This window comes from Hyunsoonleella pacifica (assembly GCF_004310335.1).
Taxonomy (GTDB): Bacteria; Bacteroidota; Bacteroidia; order Flavobacteriales; family Flavobacteriaceae; genus Jejuia; species Jejuia pacifica.
In genome coordinates this window covers 201,484-224,360 of the sequence record NZ_SIRS01000001.1, presented here as the reverse complement: position 1 = coordinate 224,360, position 22,877 = coordinate 201,484, and the positions used below count along the sequence as shown (strand labels likewise).

12 protein-coding genes are annotated in these 22,877 nt (G+C 34.6%); all 12 read right to left on the bottom strand.

Annotation, left to right across the window (positions count from 1 at the left end; translation table 11 throughout):
• Positions 1-181: 181 nt before the first annotated feature.
• Positions 182-2,968: a sugar-binding domain-containing protein gene (locus EYD46_RS00975; protein WP_130935189.1), complete on the bottom strand. Its 2,787-nt coding sequence runs from the start codon at positions 2,966-2,968 to the stop codon at positions 182-184.
• Between the two features lie 27 nt (positions 2,969-2,995).
• Positions 2,996-4,876, bottom strand: coding sequence for a sulfatase family protein (locus EYD46_RS00970; RefSeq protein WP_130935188.1), 1,881 nt, complete (start codon positions 4,874-4,876; stop codon positions 2,996-2,998).
• A gap of 3 nt (positions 4,877-4,879) precedes the next feature.
• Positions 4,880-6,394: a sulfatase family protein gene (locus EYD46_RS00965; protein WP_130935187.1), complete on the bottom strand. Its 1,515-nt coding sequence runs from the start codon at positions 6,392-6,394 to the stop codon at positions 4,880-4,882.
• Positions 6,395-6,407: 13 nt separating this feature from the next.
• Positions 6,408-9,710, bottom strand: a complete 3,303-nt coding sequence (locus EYD46_RS00960; RefSeq protein ID WP_130935186.1) for a DUF5107 domain-containing protein — start codon at positions 9,708-9,710, stop codon at positions 6,408-6,410.
• A 28-nt stretch (positions 9,711-9,738) separates the two neighbouring features.
• Positions 9,739-12,582 (bottom strand): glycoside hydrolase family 2 protein, encoded by a 2,844-nt coding sequence (locus tag EYD46_RS00955; protein ID WP_130935185.1) that lies wholly within the window; start codon positions 12,580-12,582, stop codon positions 9,739-9,741.
• A gap of 21 nt (positions 12,583-12,603) precedes the next feature.
• Positions 12,604-13,296 (bottom strand): SGNH/GDSL hydrolase family protein, encoded by a 693-nt coding sequence (locus EYD46_RS00950; protein ID WP_130935184.1) that lies wholly within the window; start codon positions 13,294-13,296, stop codon positions 12,604-12,606.
• Positions 13,297-13,344: 48 nt separating this feature from the next.
• Positions 13,345-14,748: a sugar porter family MFS transporter gene (locus EYD46_RS00945; protein ID WP_130935183.1), complete on the bottom strand. Its 1,404-nt coding sequence runs from the start codon at positions 14,746-14,748 to the stop codon at positions 13,345-13,347.
• 56 nt (positions 14,749-14,804) lie between these two features.
• Positions 14,805-16,427, bottom strand: a complete 1,623-nt coding sequence (locus tag EYD46_RS00940; RefSeq protein WP_130935182.1) for a sulfatase — start codon at positions 16,425-16,427, stop codon at positions 14,805-14,807.
• A 14-nt stretch (positions 16,428-16,441) separates the two neighbouring features.
• Complete coding sequence (locus tag EYD46_RS00935; RefSeq protein ID WP_165454308.1) at positions 16,442-17,986, bottom strand: glycoside hydrolase; 1,545 nt, start codon at positions 17,984-17,986, stop codon at positions 16,442-16,444.
• Positions 17,987-18,143: 157 nt separating this feature from the next.
• On the bottom strand, positions 18,144-19,562 hold the full coding sequence (locus EYD46_RS00930; RefSeq protein WP_130935180.1) for a hypothetical protein: 1,419 nt from the start codon (positions 19,560-19,562) through the stop codon (positions 18,144-18,146).
• Between the two features lie 83 nt (positions 19,563-19,645).
• Positions 19,646-21,271: a glycoside hydrolase gene (locus EYD46_RS00925; protein WP_130935179.1), complete on the bottom strand. Its 1,626-nt coding sequence runs from the start codon at positions 21,269-21,271 to the stop codon at positions 19,646-19,648.
• Positions 21,272-21,292: 21 nt separating this feature from the next.
• Complete coding sequence (locus EYD46_RS00920) at positions 21,293-22,873, bottom strand: RagB/SusD family nutrient uptake outer membrane protein (protein WP_130935178.1); 1,581 nt, start codon at positions 22,871-22,873, stop codon at positions 21,293-21,295.
• Positions 22,874-22,877: the final 4 nt, after the last annotated feature.

The following is a 22,877-nucleotide window of genomic DNA, read 5'->3' as shown; positions in this document are numbered from 1 at the left end:
TTTTAACTATTTTTAACACAATGTTTTGTTTTTCAATGTTTTATGTAGGAAAAAATCATTAAAAAGTAATGTGTTGAAAATATAAAAAAAGCCTAAATCTAATTTTAGAAAATTTAGGCTTTATTAAAAACTTACTAATTATTTTTAGAATTATACTATGGTTACAGTAACAATTCTAGTACTATTTATATATATCCTCAGTAGAAAACTTACCTTGTTTTTTATCTAGCTCGATACCTTTTAAAGCGTCTATAGTTACACTTTCTGAAGGCGAAAAAGTATCACTATCCATATACTCTAAAAGACTATGACGCAATTGTCTTGCTACAGGTCTTTTATTTAAATTAGACATTAAATCTATTGAAGAAAACACCAAAGTACCATTACCTACTTTAGCTTCAAATACACTAGCTAAGTGGTGGTTGGTTACAAAATTGTCAATAAGCCTTACAATAGGTGTAACATTTAGAGAATCAGTTATTATCGTTTTTGAATTGATACATAAATCCCACCATTGCCAGTCACTGTGCGTGTCAGTTGGAAAAGACTTAAGTGCAGGATGTTTATCATCGACCAAAATTCCCATGGTAGCTGGTTGATTTGGAAAATGTACTGGACTCCAAAACACAGGCACAAAGCGTCCTTCTATGCCTTTCAATGTTTTGAAATCTGGATTCAACAGTACTTTTCCTCCTTTGTTAAGCACTTGTTCTGCCACGGCATAAGATGACGTTACTACAATATCTTTCTTAGATAAATTCACATTCGTAGGATACACCCAAATGTTCCATGAGTTTTTATAATTAGTTCCTTCTAAATTAACTTCGACTTTAAGTTTTTTTGCAGTATCTGTATTAACGTCAAAAGTAATTTCTCCTAAATTGGTATTGTTTCCTATAGCTAAATTTACATCTTGTATTTTAGAATTAGCTAGCACATTATCAGCTTCATCAACAATACGCCAGGATATAGCTTGACTATTCATTGGTTTGAAAAAATTAGCCACCTCTATTAAGGCTTTAAAAGTTTCTCCGTTTTCATAAACCGCTTTTTCAAATCTTAAAAGAGGCACCAATTCGCTATTAAACATTCTAAATTCTTCTGCTGAAATCACACCTTTAGATTCCCAAAATGCATTAAGTAAACCTACCAATGCAGTACCCTGTCCTGGAAAATCTTGCAATTGCAATAACTGAAACCCATCAAAACTTGGGGTTTTCATAGCGCGCTCTATTTCTTCTTTATACAAAATTGACGCTAACTTTCCTGAATTATATGTGAAATCGGGTGCTAAATCTAGCAAGCCTTTTTTCTCCAAATCGTTTTTTACTGCTATAAAATTGAGTGGTTGTAACAATCCAGTGTATTTATCAATTTCACTCATGTCTGGATATACTGAATACTGACCAATTTCATGCGATACCAAAGGAATTTCAACAAACTCAGCCCCGGCAGTAAAATCTGCATTAAAATGCGGCGGTTTATTATTAAACACACCTTGGCCGCGAATCCAGCCATTTTTTGTCCACTGGGCTATAAAAAACTCATCCTCTGGCTCAGGGCGCGTTCCTGCTGGTCTTTGGAATGAAAAGGCTGTTGTAGCGTATAAATGTCTGTTGTCTTTTGGCTTTAGTTCTGCTACCAAACTATTAAGTTGCGCCATATCTCCTTCCAGTTCATTACCCATTGCCATAAAAATGAATGATGGATGGTTCCCGTAATCTTTGATGATTTTATGAGCTTCAGACTTTAAAAACTCCACTGTATTAGCATCTTCTCCAAATTTCAAACTCCAATGTGGTAGTTCTACCTGCAAATAAAACCCAGCTTCATCAGCTGCTTGAAATGCGGTTTTTGGTGGACACCAAGAATGAAATCTTAAATGGTTTAATCCATAGTTTTTTGCTTGCCCTATTATTTTTGCCCAATCTTCCTTTTTAGTAGGCGGATACCCTGTTAATGGAAAAATAACACATTCTAAATTTCCACGTAAAAAGATACGTGTCCCGTTCAGGGCAAGATTTCCATTATCATTTGCCACGAACTTATATCCGAAACGTGTCTTCGCTGTCCCTGTTGAAGTAGTAACAAATACATCGTATAAATTAGGATTAAATTCATCCCATAATTCTACACCTTCAGGTTTTTCTATTTCTAAAGTATATAAGTTGTTATTAGAATTAGAAGCTTTTACTTTTTCACTATAAACCGTAGAACCATCAACTGTTTTAATGACTAATTCTACTGGATTTTCTTCTGATGTTGGTTGGTTAAATGTAAGTTTTATTTTGTCCAAACCTTGATTAGGATACACTTGAACATTACTAGGTTGACTTTTGTTAGTAGCTTTTAAAACAATATCTCCTAAAATACCATTCCACTTAATTTGGGTGTGATTAGTGTAGGCATGTGCCATATCCTGATTTACTTTATCTGGATATTTAGTTCCCGCTACATTGATATCAGGAAACTTATTAGAATTATCAATAGTAATAGTAAGCGTATGTTTTCCTGTACTTAAATCTTTTAATTCAAAATCATGTGTACCAATCAAACTATTAGCTGAGCCTACTTTTTTCCCATCTATATAAATGGTAGATTCCCAAAGTACGCGCTCTAAACTCAGTGTTATTACATCGCCTTCCCAATTAGACGGGACCTCAATTTCTTTTTGATACCATGCTTTACCAATATATTGGTGCTTTCTTGCTAAATTAGACATCACGTAGTTATTGATTGCAGGTTCCAACGTATTTGGTGTTCCTAAACCTGCATCATCTAAGGTACCTGGTAATTGTATTATAGTACCTTCAATTTTAGATGATGCCCAATTTTCTTCCACTCCAATATTAGTTGAGTCTAACTTTACTTGCCAATCGCCAGATAAATCAATTTGTTCAACTTTAGGAGTTGCGCAAGCGCTTAATACTAATGTGGCAATAATAATTACTGTTTGAAATAATCTCATCGTATTTTGTTTAATCAGTTTAGTTCTTTAAAATTTATGTTTTTCTGCAAGTCTTTGACTTTGTATAAAATCCAAACATGCGCTTTTTACATGTGAGTTAATTTTAGGGGCTTTTAACAACTCTGAAATTGTTACTTCAAACGGTGTTTTATCCTGAAAATAGAGCATGTAGTTGATTGCCATTAGTGCTAAAGACCAATTTTTATTTTCACTGTAGCTATTCAAAATTTGAGAAGCTTTTTCATTTTCAAAATTCTTGTATAAAATAGCTGAAGCTGTTATAGCAACTGGAGCATAAGTATCATTTAGAGCACCTTCTAATTGAGTTATATAAGGCTTTAATAAGACTTTATCTTGAGACATTAAACCAACACTAGCCCAATATCTAACTATCTTATCTTTATTATTTAGTGCTTCTATCTGTGTTTTCGTATATACTTCCCCTTTTTTGCCTGATAATGATGCTATTTTATAAATTTCTTCAAAATTATAGTTAGCTTCATCCAAACGAAATTCGTAAGGTGTTTGCTTTTTAGAGATTTCAGCCATGCTATATTCAGGCATAAATAATATATCTCGAGATTTTAAAACCGTACTATCTAGTTGCTGCCGCATTTCATCTAAAACCGACTTGTAATCTGAATTTTTAGCAAGATTATTTGTCTCCCAAATATCATTTTCAATATCATATAACACCTCATAAGGGCGCTCATTGAAAATGCTTGATTGTAATTCATTAAGCTTATTATGCTTTAAATCCTTACGCATGTGCTTTGTAATGTCTGCAATTTCTAAATAATGGATATACCTAACTTCTGGTATAAAAGGCATATAATTTCTAGAATACACATACCTTCCATTAGTAATACTTCTTACCAAATCTAAACCATTATCTACTCTATCAGTGGAAAGTAACAAGTGCTTATTTTTTTCCTTTGAATCCTTACTAAACATAGTAATACCATTCATATATTCAGGTACTTCGCCTCCCAACAAATCAATCATAGTTGGTGCTAAATCTTCAAAACTAATAAGCGTTTCAGTAGGTTCTCCAATTTTCCAAGGCGATAAATGTTCGTATTTTTCTGGAAACCATACTACAAATGGTACGCGATACCCCAAATTAATACCGTTGGTTTTTGCACGTGGAATACCTTCGCCATGGTCTGCATAAAAGAAAATAATAGTATTGTCTTTTAAACCGTCTTCTTCCAGTTTTTGCAGCAATTCGCCTATTCTATTATCGGTTAGTTTAATAGAGTTATATACTCTTGCAAACTGCTTTCGCATTTCGGGCGTATCATTATAAAATGAAGGCATATCAAAAGCATCATCTGCAATCCTGTCTTCTGTAGGTAGATGATTCCAAACATGTTTTTCATACTGCTCAAAAGTCCACGACATGGTTCTTGATTGATGAGATTCTGGAAAATTAAATACTGAAAAGAAAGGCTGTCCTTCTTTTCTGCCGTTCCATGTTGCTTTACCGGAACTCTCGTCCCATGACTCTTTTATAAAGTCTTTTTCGTTGGCAATATTATAGTCTGTCTTATAATTGTTGGTGGTGTAATATCCCAATTGTTTCAGATAATAAGGAAAGCCTTTGATTTCATCTGGAATTGGATACTGACTTCTTTGATGTCCTGTTCCCATTTTATAAGTTCTAGCACCTGTAATTATGGTAGACCTACTGGCAGAACATACTGTACCTGTGGAAAATGCATTGGTAAAACGCACGCCTTCCTCTGCTAATTTATCAATTACGGGCGTACTGGCATTTTCATTCCCGTAACAGCCAATAAATTGTGGAGAGGTATCTTCGATTGTTATCCATAGAATATTGGGCTTATCTTGAGTTTTACAGGATAGTATAGTCAGTAAACACGATATATAAAGAAGTGTTTTCATAAGTTACTTACCACCTAGAATTGCCTTTAATTTCGCTTCCATTTTAGCAACAACCTCTGGATAATCATCTGCTATATTTTTCTCTTCTGAAGGGTCTTCATCCAAATTGAATAGCTGTGGTTCTGGTCTAAATCCTGGGTCAACAAATTTTTGAACAATCCACTTTGGCACTGCTTTATCTTTTGGTTTTATGTATTTCCAATTCCCCATTCTTAATCCATAAGTATAAGACTCTTCTAATAGAAATTCTCGTCCTTTATTTGATTTCCCTAACCAAGAAACCATGAAGTTTTTACTATCAACTCCATCTGCCTTTTCAATCTTTTGATTAACTAATGAAGCCAAAGAGGCGTATAAATCAACTTGAGATAATAATGCTGAACTTGTACCCGGTTTCACTTCTTTAGGCCAATGTACAATAGTAGGCATTCGTGTTCCTGCTTCGTATGCAGAATATTTACTACCTCTATACACGCCCCCTGGTTTATGGTCGCCAACCAACTCTCTAGCATAATCTAAATACCCGTCATCTAAAATGGGTCCATTATCACTCGTAAAAATGATTAAGGTATTGTCTAACAAACCTTGCTTTTTCAAAGCTTCAGAAATTTGACCAACACACCAATCCATTTGAGCTATAACATCGCCTCGTGGTCCCATAGTACTACTTTCCACAAATTTGATATTAGCTATTCTAGGCTGATGAATATCGTGTAACGAAAAATAAAGAAAGAACGGATTATCTTTATTATCTTCTATATATGCTGTTGCTTTATTGCTTAATACAAAAGGAATTTCCTCATCTACCCAAAGCGCATCTTTTCCGCCTTTCATATACCCAATACGACTAATACCATTTATTACCGCTCCTTGATGGTAAGGGTCTGTATGCTGTTTCAATAATTCGGGATGCTGAAAACCCCACGGATAGCCTTCAATTCTTGTACCATAACTTACCGTTATTGGGTCATTTGGGTCTAGATTTACCACTTCTTGGTTTTCTAAAAACACACAGGGTACTCTATCGCCTGTGGCTGGAATTAAAAAACTATAATTAAAGCCAACTTCTTCTGGCCCTAAGGGTATTTTTTCATTCCAATTAATTTTACCCTTTCCTAACCCTAAATGCCATTTACCTACCACACCAGTATTATAGCCTGCTTTTTGAAGCATTTTGGGCAGAGTCCCCATGTTTGGGTCTATAATAAGCGGCGCATCGCCTTCTAAAATAGCGGCGTTATTTCTAAATGCATAACTCCCTGTGAGTAAAGAATATCTTGAAGGTGTACATGTTGAAGCAGAACAATGCGCATCAGTAAAATTTAGTCCATTTTTAGCAAGCGTATCAATATTAGGTGTCTCCACACCAATAGCACCGTTAACACCAATATCTCCGTATCCTAAATCATCAACATATATGATAACAATATTGGGAGATTGTTTTTGTGCGCAGGCATTAAAAGCCATGCAGCACAAAACACCAAATACTATACTTTTAAAAAATGTTACTACTTTCATTAATCTTTAAAAATCAAGATTTAACTCCAACTAAGGCCTGATGAATATGAGCAGGAATATGTGATAAGTTAGTATTGATAACTTTACCAAATGCTTCCGTAGCACAAGTATCATTACCCTTACCTAATTTTCCAAGACCTATCATATAATTACAGTGTATTTTATTGATAACACTAAGGTCTTCTTCCCATATTAACAAATCTGGTAGCGATATAGCAAAATAATCTAATTTCACATTGTCATCTATATGCTCTAATCCGTAGTTTAACAAGTTGTCGAATCTTTTATTCGCTTCTTCATTGCGCCCTAATTTCTGCAATGCTAACCCTTGATAAAATATTTTATCAGGTTGTTGGTCATTATAAAAAATAGCCGGACTAGGGTCGCTCAAACCTTCAGATGCTAATTCAAAATAAGCTTTGGCTTTTTCCTCGTTTCCTAAACCTTCATACGCACAGCCTAACCAATAATTAATATCATTTTCAACTGTACCGTGTAATTTACCTTCTCCTAAATTGTGCGGATAGGTTTTTGATTGTTCTAAAAGCGCAATAGCTTCATCAAAATTCTTAACGTAAATATGCTTCTTCGCTAGTTCTATATTACTAGTTAGATATTGAAATGGCACCTTTCCTTCTCCTCCTTCCCAAGGGTGGAATTGACGTTTATCTATAAGTGTTTTTGCTTTTTCAAAATCGCCTTGTAAATTATAAAGTGCTATACGTTCTAGGTATAAATCATCTCTAGAGTTAGTTAACTCTATATACTCTTCCAGCAATGCTAAACGCTTATCTAATGAGATATTTATTTTTTTATACAATTGGTCTAGCTCCATCAGTAATCTAGCATCTGCATTATCCAATTCAAACGCTTTTTCTAAATGCGTTACTGCTAAATCTTTCTGATTGGTTTTATTAAAGTATAACAAAGCTAAATTACGGTGGGTAATGGCAAAATTATTATCTAATTTAACTGAAGCTTCCCAACATTCTTGTGCCTCTTTATACTGTCTGTTAGCATACCAAAAGTTACCTAAATAGTAAAATGCTTTAGCATCTGACGGATTAGTTTTACAGGCTGACTGTAGCGCTAAAACTTCTTCTATTTTATTTGGAAAACAATAGGTATCTGGCATTTGGGATGCATTTTTGTACGCCTCCAATGCGTTACTACTTTCGCTTTTTTGGCTGTAATACCATCCCATAAAATAGTATACCATAGGGTACACTTTATCGTTTTCATCTGTATGTACTTTTAGCAAAGCAATAGCTTCATCATACTGACCTGCCGAAGCATAATCTAAAGAAAACTCTATATAGTTATGTGCATAATTTCGAAGTATATCCTTAAATGCTTGTAAATCTTCTTGTGCATTAGATAAGATATACTTTTCGAAAAGTACACCAAAATTGAATTTATCAATGGCTAACGATTCTTCAATTAGTTGTTTCGCTTCTTCTATTTTACCTGTCTTTCTTAACAGAATAACTTTTAGATGTCTTGCCTTATGATTATGACAGTTTTTAATTAGGGCTCTATCTACTAAATCTAAAGCCTTTGTTAAATCTCCTCTTGAACAATCAATTTGTGCTAAATTAAAATAACCCGCGTCTTGCCACTGTGCATTCCAACACGCCTTAAAGAAACTTGTATAGGCTTCTTCTTTTTCTCCTAAATAACTTAAAGCTAAACCTTTATTAAAGTAGGGTTCGCCATCATAAGGATTTGGGTTATGACTTGTAAGTGTCTCAATAGCTGTATTAAAATACCCTATAGATTTTTTTAACTGCCCTTTACGCATATACCAAAGCCCCATAGCGTTATTATTACGTACGTCTTTTGGCGAGCGCCTCAAGGCTTCTTCATAATAATCGGTTGCTACAAAAGTGGCATGTCTATATTGTTCTAAATGAAGTCCTCTTAAATACAAACCTTCAATAGTCTCAATATCTTTTGGGTCTTTAGCCGCTTTAGCTGGTTCAGGGATTTCATCAGACAAATCTTTATCTGGCTCCCATGCTACTAATATATTCCCTGAGCTATCACTTACTGAAATTTGTAAATCATCAAATGTATTTCCAGCTATATCTACTAATTTTTCATAACCATCTTCTGGAGAAAGGTTTAACACCTCTTCGTGTAATACCTTACCGTTAGCTCTTAAAGTGATAACACAGTTATCATATATTGAAGTAACATATACCTTTACAGATGCTTTTCCGTCAACCATTTCTAGGTTTACCAAAGCTTCTTTAGTTGCATTTTTTACAACACCTACATTGTAGTAAGGCATAAAATATTGCTTAAAGCTTTTTTCTTCATAAGGGTGCATCCATGAGAAATCTGGTTGATTATCTGTATACACACCACACATTAGTTCAATATAAGGTCCGTCTTCATCTGTTAAGTTTCTATCCCATGCTTTTCCAAATTCGCCATTACCCCATGTCCATTGCTTTTTTCCCGGAGATACATTGTGGTCTGCCACGTGTAATAAGCCTCCTTTAGAATCATTTTCATAACCTCCTACAAAATCGTATTTAGAGGTAATTGCCATATAACTTGTTGGCACAGGAATATTTTTATATCTAGAAATATCGGTACCTGGGGAATAATCTACTTTGTAATATTCTCCCTTTGCAATTGGAAATTCCGAAACATCACGTTTTCCGTGGTCAAATACTGCATTTACATCTGGTGGAAACACCGACTGGTAATGGTCGTTTACTGCAACTGCAGGGTTAGCCCACCACAAAAAGGTTTGCGGATGTGGTGTTCTGTTATACAAATGTGCTTTAATCTCTATGTATGCCTTATCTGGATGCAATGTAAAACCTGCCATTCCTTTAGTGCGAAACATACGCTCTAATTCACTTACCCAAACCGTTTTACTTCCATCTTCATTATCTTCAATATAAAAATCTGTTGGGTCGTAAGTGCTTGGCCTATGGTGCTGTGGCCAGTTAAACTCTATGCCTCCAGAAATCCAAGGTCCTGTTAAACCTACTAACGCTGGTTTAATAACATGGTTATAGTAAACAAAGTCTCGTTTACGAATTTTATCATAAGCTCTTTGGATTCTTCCACCTAAAGCAGGCAAAATCATTAATTTAATATAGTCGTTTTCAATAAAAATAGCATCCCATTCTTTATCTACCTTCTCATCACTGATTTTTTCTATCACAGGATGCGGATATACAGCCCCACTACTCGCTTGATATACACGTTTTTCTAAAAAAACCGGATATTTCTCTGGTGTCCCTACTTCATAAGTAGGAATAGTTACTCTCTCGTGCCAAGCGTTTACTGTCTTCATAATCATATATTTTTGCTTAGTTTATTTATTACTGATGTATTAATAGCTTTTTTAATTGACTGACCTTTATTTCGTGCTCTGGGTTAAACGCTTTACTTACCATATAGTGTTTTAAGCTATATAGCAATTGTTGCGCCTCAAGTCTATCTTCTATATTTGTATGCAGGTCTATCCCAGAAAACAACAACTTACCTTTACCCACTTTAGCTTCAAAAATGAGTGCCGTTTTTCTGTTTTTAAACCAATCATCAATTACTCTAACTATCGGGTTCAATTCTGGCATTTCATCAAAAATGATGACATTGGAATGACTCATAGCGTCCCACCATTGCCAATTGGAATGATATTCTGTTGGAAAGTGTGATAGAGCAGGGTGCTTTGGATTACAAAGAATTCCTAATGTGTGTGGCTTTTGCTCTTTAGTCCAAGAGGTATTCCAGAAAACACTTGAAAACCCTATTCCTATATTGCCTCCATATTTTGGAGCAATATCTCCCTTAGAGACATTTAATAATACATTTCCTCCCTTATTTAAGTATGCTAAAGTTTTAGTGTCTAGCTTATTGACAATTTTAAACCCACTTTCACTTTTTACAGGTGCTTTTTCTACTGGATACACCCATATATCCCAACTATTTGTATAATCGCCAACTATGACGTTCAAGGTTAACTTTTGGGCTTCTTTTACTGAATTTAAAGGTTGACTGATAGTTCCTAATTTAATTCCATTACCAACTGGTATATCTGTTTTACTTAAATTTCTTTCGGAAAAAACACTACCATCTGGTGTTGTTAATCTCCATTTAGGAATAATCTCCTTTAAACCCGTTTTATCGAAATGCGCAATTTCTATAGCTGCGGAAAGTGTATCTGTATTTTTGAAAGTGCGTTGTTTTAATCGTGCCAATGGAACTGTTTTTCCACTAAAGGCCTTAAATTCATCTGGAGTTACATAACCTTTTTCATCCCAAAAGGCATCTAAAACACCTACTAAGGCTGTTCCTTGTCCAGGAAAATCATGCAAATCTAATAGCTGATACCCTGCCATTCCTTTAGTTCGCAACGCTGCTTCAATGTCCGCTTTATAGCATAATGTTTGTAATTTCCCTGATGCTAAAAGAAAACTATCTGCTAATTTTTCCATGCCGTTTTCCTTTAAAGATTCCCTAAAAATCTCAAAGTTTTTAGGCTTAAGAACTCCCGTATACTTAGACATTTCTTTGAAATTTGGATACACGCACCACTGTCCCATTTCATGGCTTACATACGGCATTGGCGTTTTATCTATAAACTTGCTCCAATCGAATTCGGTTTGTGGCGCTTTGGCGTTAATTACACTCTTTAAATTTTCATTCCACCCTTGTATTCTAGGACCTCTATGATTGTAATAATCCATATTCTCCAAATAAGGGTAGCCAGCCCCACTCGTGTATAAGCGTCTATTATCTAGAGCTTTGAAATGATTCACATACTTTGTTAAATACGCCTTGTGGTGTTTACCACTTGGTTCATTTCCATAAGCCATTAAAACAAATGAAGGATGATTTCCGTAGGCATCTATGATAGCTTCCCCTTCTTTGTACAACCATTTATCTACAGGTGTACCATCTCCTAAATTAGCTAACCATGCAGAAGCTTCGGCTTGAATGTATACCCCCATTTCATCAGCTGCCTGAAAGGCCGCTTCTGGCGGACACCAAGAATGAAAACGTATATGATTTAAACCATGTGCTTTGATAATTCTTAAGATTCGTTTCCAAGATTCAACATCGGTTGGTGGATATCCTGTTTTAGGGAAAATGGCACATTCTAAAGTTCCTCTCAAATAGATAGGATGTTCATTGATAGTGAATATGGTTCCATCTGCTTTAAAATCACGTATCCCGAAAGTGATATTTTTAACATCTACTCCTGCATCCGATTTTAATGTGAGTTGCATTTCATATAAATTTGGGTCAAACTCATCCCAGAGTTTTGGATTGTCCCTCATATTATATTCCAAAACAACTTCTTGGTTGGCATTAATTTGAATCTCTTTCTTAAGTGCTTCAATAGTGGCACCTCCAAGAGATTTTTCTTTTGCCTGAAGTATTAGCTGTGCAGTTTTTGCATCTGAAGCATTATTTATCTGCGCAATAACTTTTACGGTGTTGTTTGAAACATTGGGATATAATTTCACAATACCTAACGCTAATTTGGGAGTAGCCAAAAGTTTAATATCTCCTACAATACCATTCCAGTTACTTTGAGTGTTGTCTGACACACTGTGCGCATCCACTCCAACATTAATATCTTTTATTCTATTATCCACTCGAATAGAAATGGTATGCTTTCCAGCAGATAAAAACGCACTTAAATCATAATCATGTGAAGTCGCAAGCGTATTTTGCATGCCCACTTTTTTATCATCTACCCAAACTGTAGATTCCCAATGCACCCGCTCTAGGTGTAAATTAATGGTTCTATCTTTCCAATCATCAGGAATAATCACTGTTTTTTGATACCAAGCAGCACCTTTATAATCTTTTACAGGCTGTAACCAAAACGGCACTTTCACATTTCCTTCTTGTCGATATTTTGCCATTTTTGGGTCTTTATACCATAGGCTATCGTTCCACATGTTGCCCGTCCAATGTGTGTTTACAGTAACATCATTTCCTTTATCGTTTTCTGCCATAGACCCGGGTAGCTTAACGGCTTCCTCTAGTTTAGTAGAAAACCAATTTTCTTTTTCCCCAACATCTAAAGCATCTATTTTAAAGCTCCAATTACCAGACAAATCAATTTGTGGTTGCTCTACATCTGCACAAGAATTTAGTGCGAGTAGTAACAGGCAAACACTGATGATTTTTATGGTTTTTAAAGACTTCATTAAACGCTTAGACTTCTATTTTTACTGTATTTTGAAATATTCAAAAATGGCATCAGCTACAAACTGATGACCTTTTTGGTTGATATGATTGTTTTGAGACATATACCCCTTTAATGGTTGAATTTCTGCCAATGCTTTAAACAGCGCATAGCTATCCACTAAACCAATCTTGTATTTCTTTGCCAATGCTCTAATTTGTGAACTATGTTGTGCTAAAGGTGTTTCGTTAGAAGTAATATCCTCTTTTAAATCTGGTGTTGGTGTGAGCAAAATCACTTTGGTTCCATATTCTAGGGCTTCCTGTATCATTTGCTCCCAAGCTACTTTTGCGCGCTCTAAACCTATACTCCTATCATTTAATCCGTAATCGATGAAAAGCACATCGGGTTTATGGTTTAATACGTCTTCCTTGAAGCGTTTTGCACCTTGTTCTGCTTGTTCGCCACCAATAGACGTAGTGATGGTATTTACTACGGAATACGGATAAAAATCATTTACCTTTTTTAAAGTTCTGTACGGATAAGAATTTAGTCTATCCAATACGCCTCTAGTAGTATATCCTGTAGGCACTGAATGTCCGTGAAACACTAAATTTATAGTTCTGTTTTTTGGCCATTTTACCTTGAGCTCCTTTTTAAGTGAATCTAGATAATGTTCAACAATTTCTTCTTTTGTAGTAGCATTTTCTTGAGCACAAGCAAAATTCAAAGTCATCAATAAAATAAGACTTAGAATACTATGTTTATTCCATTGCAATACCATCTATTCTCTTTCTTTAGTTAATTCTAATTCAATTTCTTCCAAACTCTTTCCTTTAGTTTCTGGTAGCTTATTTTTTATAAATAAAAATCCTGCGACACATATAAAACTGTACACCCAAAATGTTCCTGAAGCTCCCAAAGCATCATTTAAAATTGGAAAAGTAAAAGTCAGTATAAATGAAGCTACCCATAGTGAAAATGTTGCAATAGACATAGCCACACCTCGTATTTTATTTGGAAATATTTCTGATAAAACCACCCAAGTAATTGGTGCTAAAGACATAGAATAAATTGCTATAGCTGTAATTACTAGCACCAAAACTGGCCAACCAGTAAATTGAAAATAATAAGCACCTCCTAAAATGAGATACACTACTCCCAAACCAATTGAACCAAAAAGCATTAATTTTCTACGCCCCCAACTATCTACAGTACGCATTGCAACAAGGGTAAATATTAAATTTACACTTCCTGTAATTACAATATTGAATAGCATATCGCCTACACTATACCCTGCTGCTGTAAAAATTTCTTCGGCATAATTAAAAATGATGTTAATACCACACCATTGTTGAAATATGGCTAACACAACACCTATAATCAATATGGGTTTAATCTTTGGATTTTTAAAATCTGAAAAATTAATTTTTGAAGTACTACTCTCTTTTAAAGTTAATTTTATAGCACTTAACTCGCTTTCAGCATAAGCTTCTCCACCGATTTTAGAAAGTATATTTTTGGCAGCATCTGGTTGATTTATTTTAACTAAAAACCTTGGGCTTTTAGGTACAACAAACATCAAAACAAAAAATAGAATTGCAGGAATTAATTCTGCCCAAAACATCCAACGCCAACCTGTTTGTCCATTCCAAGAACTTAAAATATTTTCAGGGGTAAAATCTTCTGGTATCGCTTCCGCAATAAAAAAATTAGCTATTTGGGCTGCTAAAATCCCTATTACTAGTGTTAACTGGTTGATAGCCACAAATTGCCCTCTGTATTTAGCAGGTGCAATTTCGGCAATATACATGGGAGACAAAGTTGAAGCTAAACCAATACCCAAACCACCAATAAGTCTATATATAATAAATGGTGTAAATTCATTAGCATACCCTGTTCCGAAAGCTGAAACTGTAAATAATGCCGCTGCAAGTATAAGTGGTTGTTTTCTACCAAATTTATCGGCAACAAACCCTGAAATAACAGCTCCAAAAATACACCCTATTAAGGCACTACTCATAGCCCAACCTTGTAGTGTAGGTTCTGAACTTATATTAAAAAAGAGTTCATAAAACGGTTTTGCACCTCCTATAACTACCCAATCGTAGCCAAAAAGAAAACCTCCCATAGCAGAAACAAGTGCTAAGAAAAGAAGGTAGGTAAAATTAAATTTTGTATTACTCATTATAGTTTAGTTTGTTTAGTTAGCAAGTAGTTTATAATTTTCTGTTAATAGGATGGTTAATCTTTTGTATTCAAACTACTGTCGTACCAATTATTATCAGGGTTAAAATCTTTACTCAAGAAGTCTTTTCGTTGTTTTTCTAAACGTTGCAACATTTTAGTACTTCTATTTTTCTGCTTTGCTTCCGCCTTTGCAACATCATATTCGGTATAAACTTCAGGAGTTTTGGCATTCATACTTACTAAATAGTTATCTAATTCGGTTCTTAAACTTTTAGCAATAGCATTGTTTTCTTTTGAAATATCATTCTTCTCTCCAGAATCATTTGACAGATTGTATAACTCATCGTGTCCGTCCTCCCAATAGTGAATTAACTTATATTCATTTTTCCTAATGATACTTACCGGGTCTCCACCTTGATTACCATAATGCGGGTAATGCCAAAACAATGGTCTTGTATTAAGCGATTCTCCTTTTAATAGCGGCACCAGACTTACACCATCAACAATATGATTAGCATCTTTTTCTGCACCGACTAAATCTAAAAGTGTTGGGTAAAAATCAATTCCAGACACGGGATAATCTATTGTATTAGGTACATTTTTTAGCATAGGCGCTTTTATAAGATATGGCTCTCTAATACCGCCTTCCCACTGATAGCCTTTACCACCTCTAAGCGGAAAATTTGTTGTAGAAAATGCATCGCCACTGGCTACACCTCCATTATCTGAAGTAAACATTACTATAGTATTATCATCTAAGCCAAGTTCCTTTAACTTATCTAAAACAATACCAACAGCATCATCCATAGATTCTACTAAGCCTGCATAAATAGGATTGTCTTGCACATTTCTAATAGGCAACCTTGCTTCCATATCAAAACCAGATTCAGGGATACCCTGAGCCTCTGCTTTATCTCTATATTTTCCCCATTTTTCTTGCGTAGTTTCAATAGGACCATGCACGGCATAAAATGATAAGAAAGCAAAAAATTGTTCATTTTTATTCGCTGATATAAAATCTGCCGTTTCTAAAGCCAATCGCTTTGTTAAATTTTCTCCTTCGTATTTATAATCTAATCTAGGATTTCTCCAAGGCGCATAATACCCTCCCTTTGGGCCGCCTACTTCCCAACCACCTATATTTATGTCAAATCCATTAGCCTCCGGGGTATAGGGTTCATCTCCTAAATGCCATTTTCCAGCAAAAAATGTTTTGTAACCATTTTGCTTTAAAGCCTTTGCAATAGTAACACTAGAGCTATCTAAAGCATGTTTGTATTCAGGTGGCATCACTTTAGTATTGTAATAATCTCCCCATTTTTTACCAGTAGCTGCTCCTATCCAATCTGTTACTCCATGACGTGTAGTATATTGTCCTGTCATTAAACTAGCTCTAGAAGGACTGCAAACTTGGCATGCGGCATAACCCTGAGTAAACTGTATTCCCTCGTTAGCTATAGCATCAATATTAGGTGTTTCGTAATAATTACTACCTGCATAACTTAAGTCATGTGCCCCTAAATCGTCTGCTAAAATGAAGACTATATTTGGTTTTTTTGTTTTCACTTCTTTTACAGAGCCTTCACTCTTACAGCCACTCAAAAGAGCAACTGTAAAGCAAAGACCATAAAATAAAACTAACTCTAACTTAACTAACTTAATTCTTAAAAAATTCATATATATTTTTATACTTAAATAACACTACCTGTAAACGTATTTATAGATCTTGCTTCTAATATTATTTTGTTATTTATTACCTTTTTTGATTCCAAATTCTTAGTACTTGATGTTACATAAACATCTTTAATTTGACAATTTGAAATATCAATAGTTTTATTCTCATCACTATAGTTTATTGCCACAATTACTAGTTTTGATGATGTTTTGTCTACATAAGCAGAGCACATAACATTTTGATATTGTTTTTTGATTGACTCCTTACCTTCTTCTAATTGGACACCTACTCTAACCATACCTGGTTTAACAAATCTAGAGTAGTTACCAAATGCCCACAGAAGCTTAGAATCATGGTAATTACCATCGTACTTTATGCTATCCAAATTGAATAAATCAGATGCATTACCAGAATCAAGATAAACTAAACCGTCCTTATAATCGGCATTCGTTAGTGCTGTCCACCATTGCCATGAAGAAGCGTTAGCTAAAGTCAAATCAGCATGTATTACTCTTGCTACATAAAGCGCTGTATCAATACCTAAATCTCTTTTATTACCACCACCTATATCATCTGTATTTTCAAGAATACAGAACTCACTTTGCCAATAATCAACGTTATTATTTTTTAATTCTTTGTTTAGCTTTTGTCTAATTTGAATCAAACTATCTACTGGCCATGTTGTAAAATAACTATGCCCAGATATTGCATTTTTAACATGTTTCAAATGCTGTAATGTTCCATTTACACCAAAAAAACTTTCAATTTGATTACCTCTTTTCGGCTTATTATATAAAGCATATAACCAGCGTAAATCTGCGGCCTCTCCTAAAACAATTTCTGTACTCAAATCACTTTTAACCAATTGTTTATCAATAAGTTGAGTTAATTTTACGATATCATTGTTGGTAGCTGGCGTACCTTCTTGCGTTTTTTTCTCCCATTCCCACTGTGGCTCATTAATGGGGCTCAAATAATTAAATGAAACACCTGTAGAGTAAAAATATTTTAGTATTTCTACCATAAAACTGGCATAATCATCATATTTATCATCTTGTAGATTTAACTTACCACTAACCAAATCACTATTGTAACCTTTTCCGTTTTTAGTCCAACATACTGGTGCAGATATTGAAAATGCTAAAAACTTTTTTACTCCATAAGATTTTGCTTTTTGCAGAAACCATTGTTGTCCTTCTTGTTTACTCCAATCATAATTTCCATTTGCATCAATAAATGACTCTGCTCGCCTCCATTCATTTTTTATATCGGAATGTATTCCCTGTTCTGATGTACCAGCTCCTATATAAAAGCGCCATATAGATAAGCCAATACCCTTGGGGTTTCCCAAAGTATCAAAATCATTACTAAATAATAATTCTGCTATTCTTTCTTTTTTTGCAGAAGGCCAATATTTTCCAACAAACTGACACCTCCATGCATCTGAAGCTCCAAAACCTTCTATAGTTTGAAACACACTTTCCTTATTCACATTAACCTTTATGGATTGTGCGCCAAGGTTATAAGTAAAAGCATATATATAGAAAACTAATACATGCATTATATTTTTTAAATTACTTTTAACCATCTTTACGGTTTTTTCAATTCGACTTTAATCAAATCAATTAATTTATCTAATTTTTTAAACGAAATTAGATATATTATTAGCACAAAAAATAGATACTAGAATTGTATACATGGATTATAATACTTCATCATTAATTACCCTTTACTACAATTTTATATATCTGATACAACCCTTGTTTATTAACGTCTACTACTACTTCATTATCTGAACTTATTTCAGCAGATGCGGTCTCAGTTAGGTAAGGTTCTGCTTTTGCTGTATCATTGTAATCAGCAGGCACATAACGCTCAACACTTTGTATGGAAGTTACAGTAAATCCTTTTAGCTTTACAGCCACTTTTTTACCACTCTCGTTTCCTCCAGTAATAAATAAAACTATAGTACTATCATCTTGCTGAGCAGCGGCTAGATGAAACTTATCAGAAGTAGTTTTTAAAGCTTTTCCCTTATAAGAATTAGCCATCTCTCCTAAAATTTGACCTGTAGGAAAAACTTTTGAGTAATTCCAATTGGTTAAACCTAAACCAGGAATTGAGGAATTGATTGGTGGCCAAAATGCAGCAGCTTCAGACTCTGCCCTAGCATATATATGAATAATATCTGGAATAATGTTAGCAGCTTCCATATATAACGCTCTATTATTATAGTCACGAGAAGGCATCCATTCTGAGAGATATTTAAAGTTCTTATTTGAATTAAAATTATCAGCACAATCTTTTATACGCTCTTCTAAATCTGCAATATTATGAGTATCTGTATCATAACCTGTGTATGTATGCAAACCAACACCATCTATAGCATCATAGCCTTTTGTAAACTTATTTTTCATTGCTGTAAACTCCTGCGGCTGGGTATAATCCCCATTAATAAGTAACTTAAACTTACGATTTGGATATTCATTATCAATATATTCTGCCAACTCCATCGCTATATTAACATACTTATCTAATTTCTGTTCCCTACTTACTCCTCCTGCCCATTGTAACCACCATTCGTTTCCGATTTCAACAAGGCCATCATCTATATTAGACATATCTATAGCCAGCTTAACTTTAGCTTTTAAATTTGCTATAGCTGTATTAAACTGTGAGGAGCCAACAGCTCTATTCATAGCTTCAGTAGTAGGAAGAACTACACTGTAATTTGAAATATTACTCTTCAAAGTTTCAACCGAAGCCCCAGGCTGTGTTGGAGTATTATCCCAACCTGGAGTAGTATTACTTTCCCAAGCATAAAATTCTGATTCCCAACCACCTGGATATCTCACTACAGTTGTCCCAATATTACCTAGTGTTGAAGCAAAATTTGAAAAGGTATTATCTGGTATTTGCCTCCAATCGTTATTAATTCCAAAAATATCAGGATAAATATCTACGGCATCAGTTGCATCAGCAGTCAAAGTTATATCTGCATTAGCAGGACCTCCTCCTATTGGATCATCATCTATATCATCAAATTTAGGATCATTAGGATCTGTTGGATTACTAGTGCTACATGCCATAACCAATCCCATTAAAATGAATACTAGTGTTTTTCTTATCTTAATCATATTTCTATTTTTTTATTTTTCTATTATTTAAAAAACAAAGTATTAAGCTTACACTTAACACTTTCTTTTTATAATCAAAAGTTTTATTTGAGTGTAGCTTTTAATGTAACAATGGATTTACTAGGTATTGAAATACCATCATGTTGCATAATGGACTTTCTAAGGTTACTTCCTGTTGATGTAGTATATGCTTCAAAAGTATCATTCACAACTTCAAAATCAACTCCATAATTTTCTAACGGAATATCTCTACTAGCATCAGTATTATTTATAAAAACTAATATTACCTCTTTGTTTGATACATCTCTATATCCTGAAATCATAAAGTTTTCAACTGAAGTAGCATCACTATAATCAGGATCTACAACTTCAAACCGAACCATACCAGGCCTAACAAATCGACTAAAATTACCAAGAGTCCATAAGAGCTTATTATCTTTAAACGTGCCGTCTGTATGTGAGGGGTTGTTAGCATTTGGTTGATACAAAACTAAATTGAAACGATAAGGATGATCTCCAAATGTAGATCTATTTAAAGCCGTCCAAAAACTCCAACCTGTTGCATTTCCAAATACTAAATCTGTATGAATAATGCGACTCATCCATAGTGCATAGTCTATTTCGGCAAACGTAGACACATCCTTTCCTTGTTGATATGCTGTTCCTAATAAACTATATTCTGTTTGCCAATAATCTAACCCATGGCTCGATAGAGCTGTATTTAGAGTTTTACGCTGCCTCAATGACTCGCTAGTAGTGCCATTACTAAAATAACTGTGTCCAGCTATATGACTTGAAAGATTTGGTAAATCACCAATATAATTAGGACTTGATGAGTTAAAAAATGTATTAACTTGGTTTACAGTATTACCAGAACCCTCAAACAAATACTTCAACTGTGCAGCCTCAGGAATCATTATTTTAGCATTTACCCCTTTTTGAGTAAAGACACCATCTATAATTCTTGTTACCGTTGCCACTTCAGCATTTGTTGCCCTAGTTCCAGATTGTTGCGCACTTCCTACCTCAGCATTCCATTCATATTGTGTTTCATTAAAAGGACATACCGTTACAACATTAAACCCTTTATTTTCGTAATTTTTAACCACATCTGCTAGAAAATTAGCATAATCATCATATTTATCAGGGTCACAATTAAAAGTAGTAACATCAGGAGTACTAAACACATATCCGTTTTTTGACATAAAATAAGGAGGTGCTGTAGCCCATGCTGTAAATTTATCTACACCATACTCCTTCGCTTTAGACATAAACCACTGTTCTCCTGCTTGCTTTGTCCAGTCATAAGTGCCATCTGGCGATAAATAACATTCTGTTTCTCGAAACCAGTTAGAAGCAGAAAAACCACTATTTGATTGATCAGCAGCACCATCACCAATAATTGTTCTCCATAGAGACAAACCTATACCCTGAGGGTTACCTTGCGCATCGGTTTCAGTACTAAAAAATAATTTTGCAACTTCATTTTTTGTAGCCTCAGGCCATTTCCCTACCCATTGGTCTTGAAAACCACCTGAAGCTCCAAAATGATCTATAACTTGAAATGTGGTGTTTAAGTTAAAACTAATGCCTTCTTCTGGTACGTCAAACTTAGGGTCATTTGGATCCGTAGCTGTATCAGTACTACAAGCTATAATTAAACTAGCTATAACAAATAAGACAAAAACTCTCTTAACTCTATTAGTCATAAATATTAAAATCTAAAACTATTAATAACCAGGGTTCTGAGTTATATTTCCTCTAGACAACTGAATCTCGTCAGGAGGGATAGGCCACAACATATGTACATCTGGATCAAACAGAGTACCGCTATTCTGTGGCTCCAGTAAATTTGTAGTTTCAAATGGATCCGTACTTTCTTCTGTATTATACTTTACGAAAGAACCATTAGGACCTAGTATTGAAGCTATTCTAGGTACACCGTTAATCTTTTGTCTTCTAATATCATAAAGCCTATGTTGCTCTAATGCCAATTCTAAGCGTCTCTCCTTCCAAATAGCGTCTCTTAAAGCTGCACCAGATAAAGACATATTAGTATTTAAACTAACCCTATCCCTAACAAGTTTTAAAGAGTTTCTTGCAGATGTTTCATCTCCATTAAAATATGCAGCCTCTGCGTGAAACAAAATAACATCTGCTAATCTTATATGAATATACTGTCCAGGTATTTGACCTCTAGCATACGGCTCTGGTCTATCAGCAATAGGTGTATAGTACTTTCTATTGGTTCTTCCTGACTTATTTTCACTAGGTTTACCATCAAATTCCGTAACATCAGGATCTCCAAAAACAGGCTCTCCATGTTTTATAATTGTAGACCTTAACCTAATATTATCTCCTTCGCTTAAAAATGCATTTTCCAAATCGCTTGTTGGAGAACCCCATCCCCAGCCACGATCACCACGGCTACCGTTTGTAATAGAGAACTGGCCTCCTACCTCTGTAAATGTAGGATTGTTTATAAATTCTATGGCAAATATTGATTCTACCCCATGAGCATTACCAACTCTGTAAAGATCAGCAAAATCTGATTCCAAGCTATATTCTCCAGAATCAATAACTACTTTTGCCATTGCTTGAGCCTCAGACCACTTTTCTTGGTATAAATACACTTTAGCCAATAAAGATCGGGCTGCACCTTTAGTAACTCTTCCTAAATCAGCAGCAGCATATTCACTTTTAAGAGGTAAATCACCTATTGCATCCAATAAATCTTGTTCTACAAAGGCATATACCTCTTCTACTGTAGAGCGTTTCTTGTCATTAATTGAAGGCTCTAAAATCTCATTATAAGTAGTAACCAATGGTACTCCTCCATAATTTCTCACCAAGTCAAAATAGAAGAATGCTCTTAAAAACCTTGCTTCCGCTAAAAGACGCGCCTTTTTATCCTCATCTATATCTACACCAGGAATACGATCTAAAGAAATATTTGCACGAGTTATACCAATATAGTGACTCTCCCAAAAAAGAACAAAATATCTTGATCCAGCAAACACATTGTATTGAGAAATCCCAGTAATATCTGGTCTTGGTTGACGAGTATTACCTGCCCAGTTATCATCAGTTGCCATTTCATTTATTTGACGTTGAAAATTAACTTGAAACCAACTTTCCCCGTTTACTTTTCTGTAAATACCGTTAACAAATAATTCTGCATTTTCCGCAGTAGAAAAGAAATCATCTAAGGTTTCTTGCCCTCGCAGTGGTTGATCTAAAATTTCTTCTTTGTTACAGCTTACAGCACTTAGAGCTACAACCATAATTAAAAATAAAACAGTCTTTTTCATAATT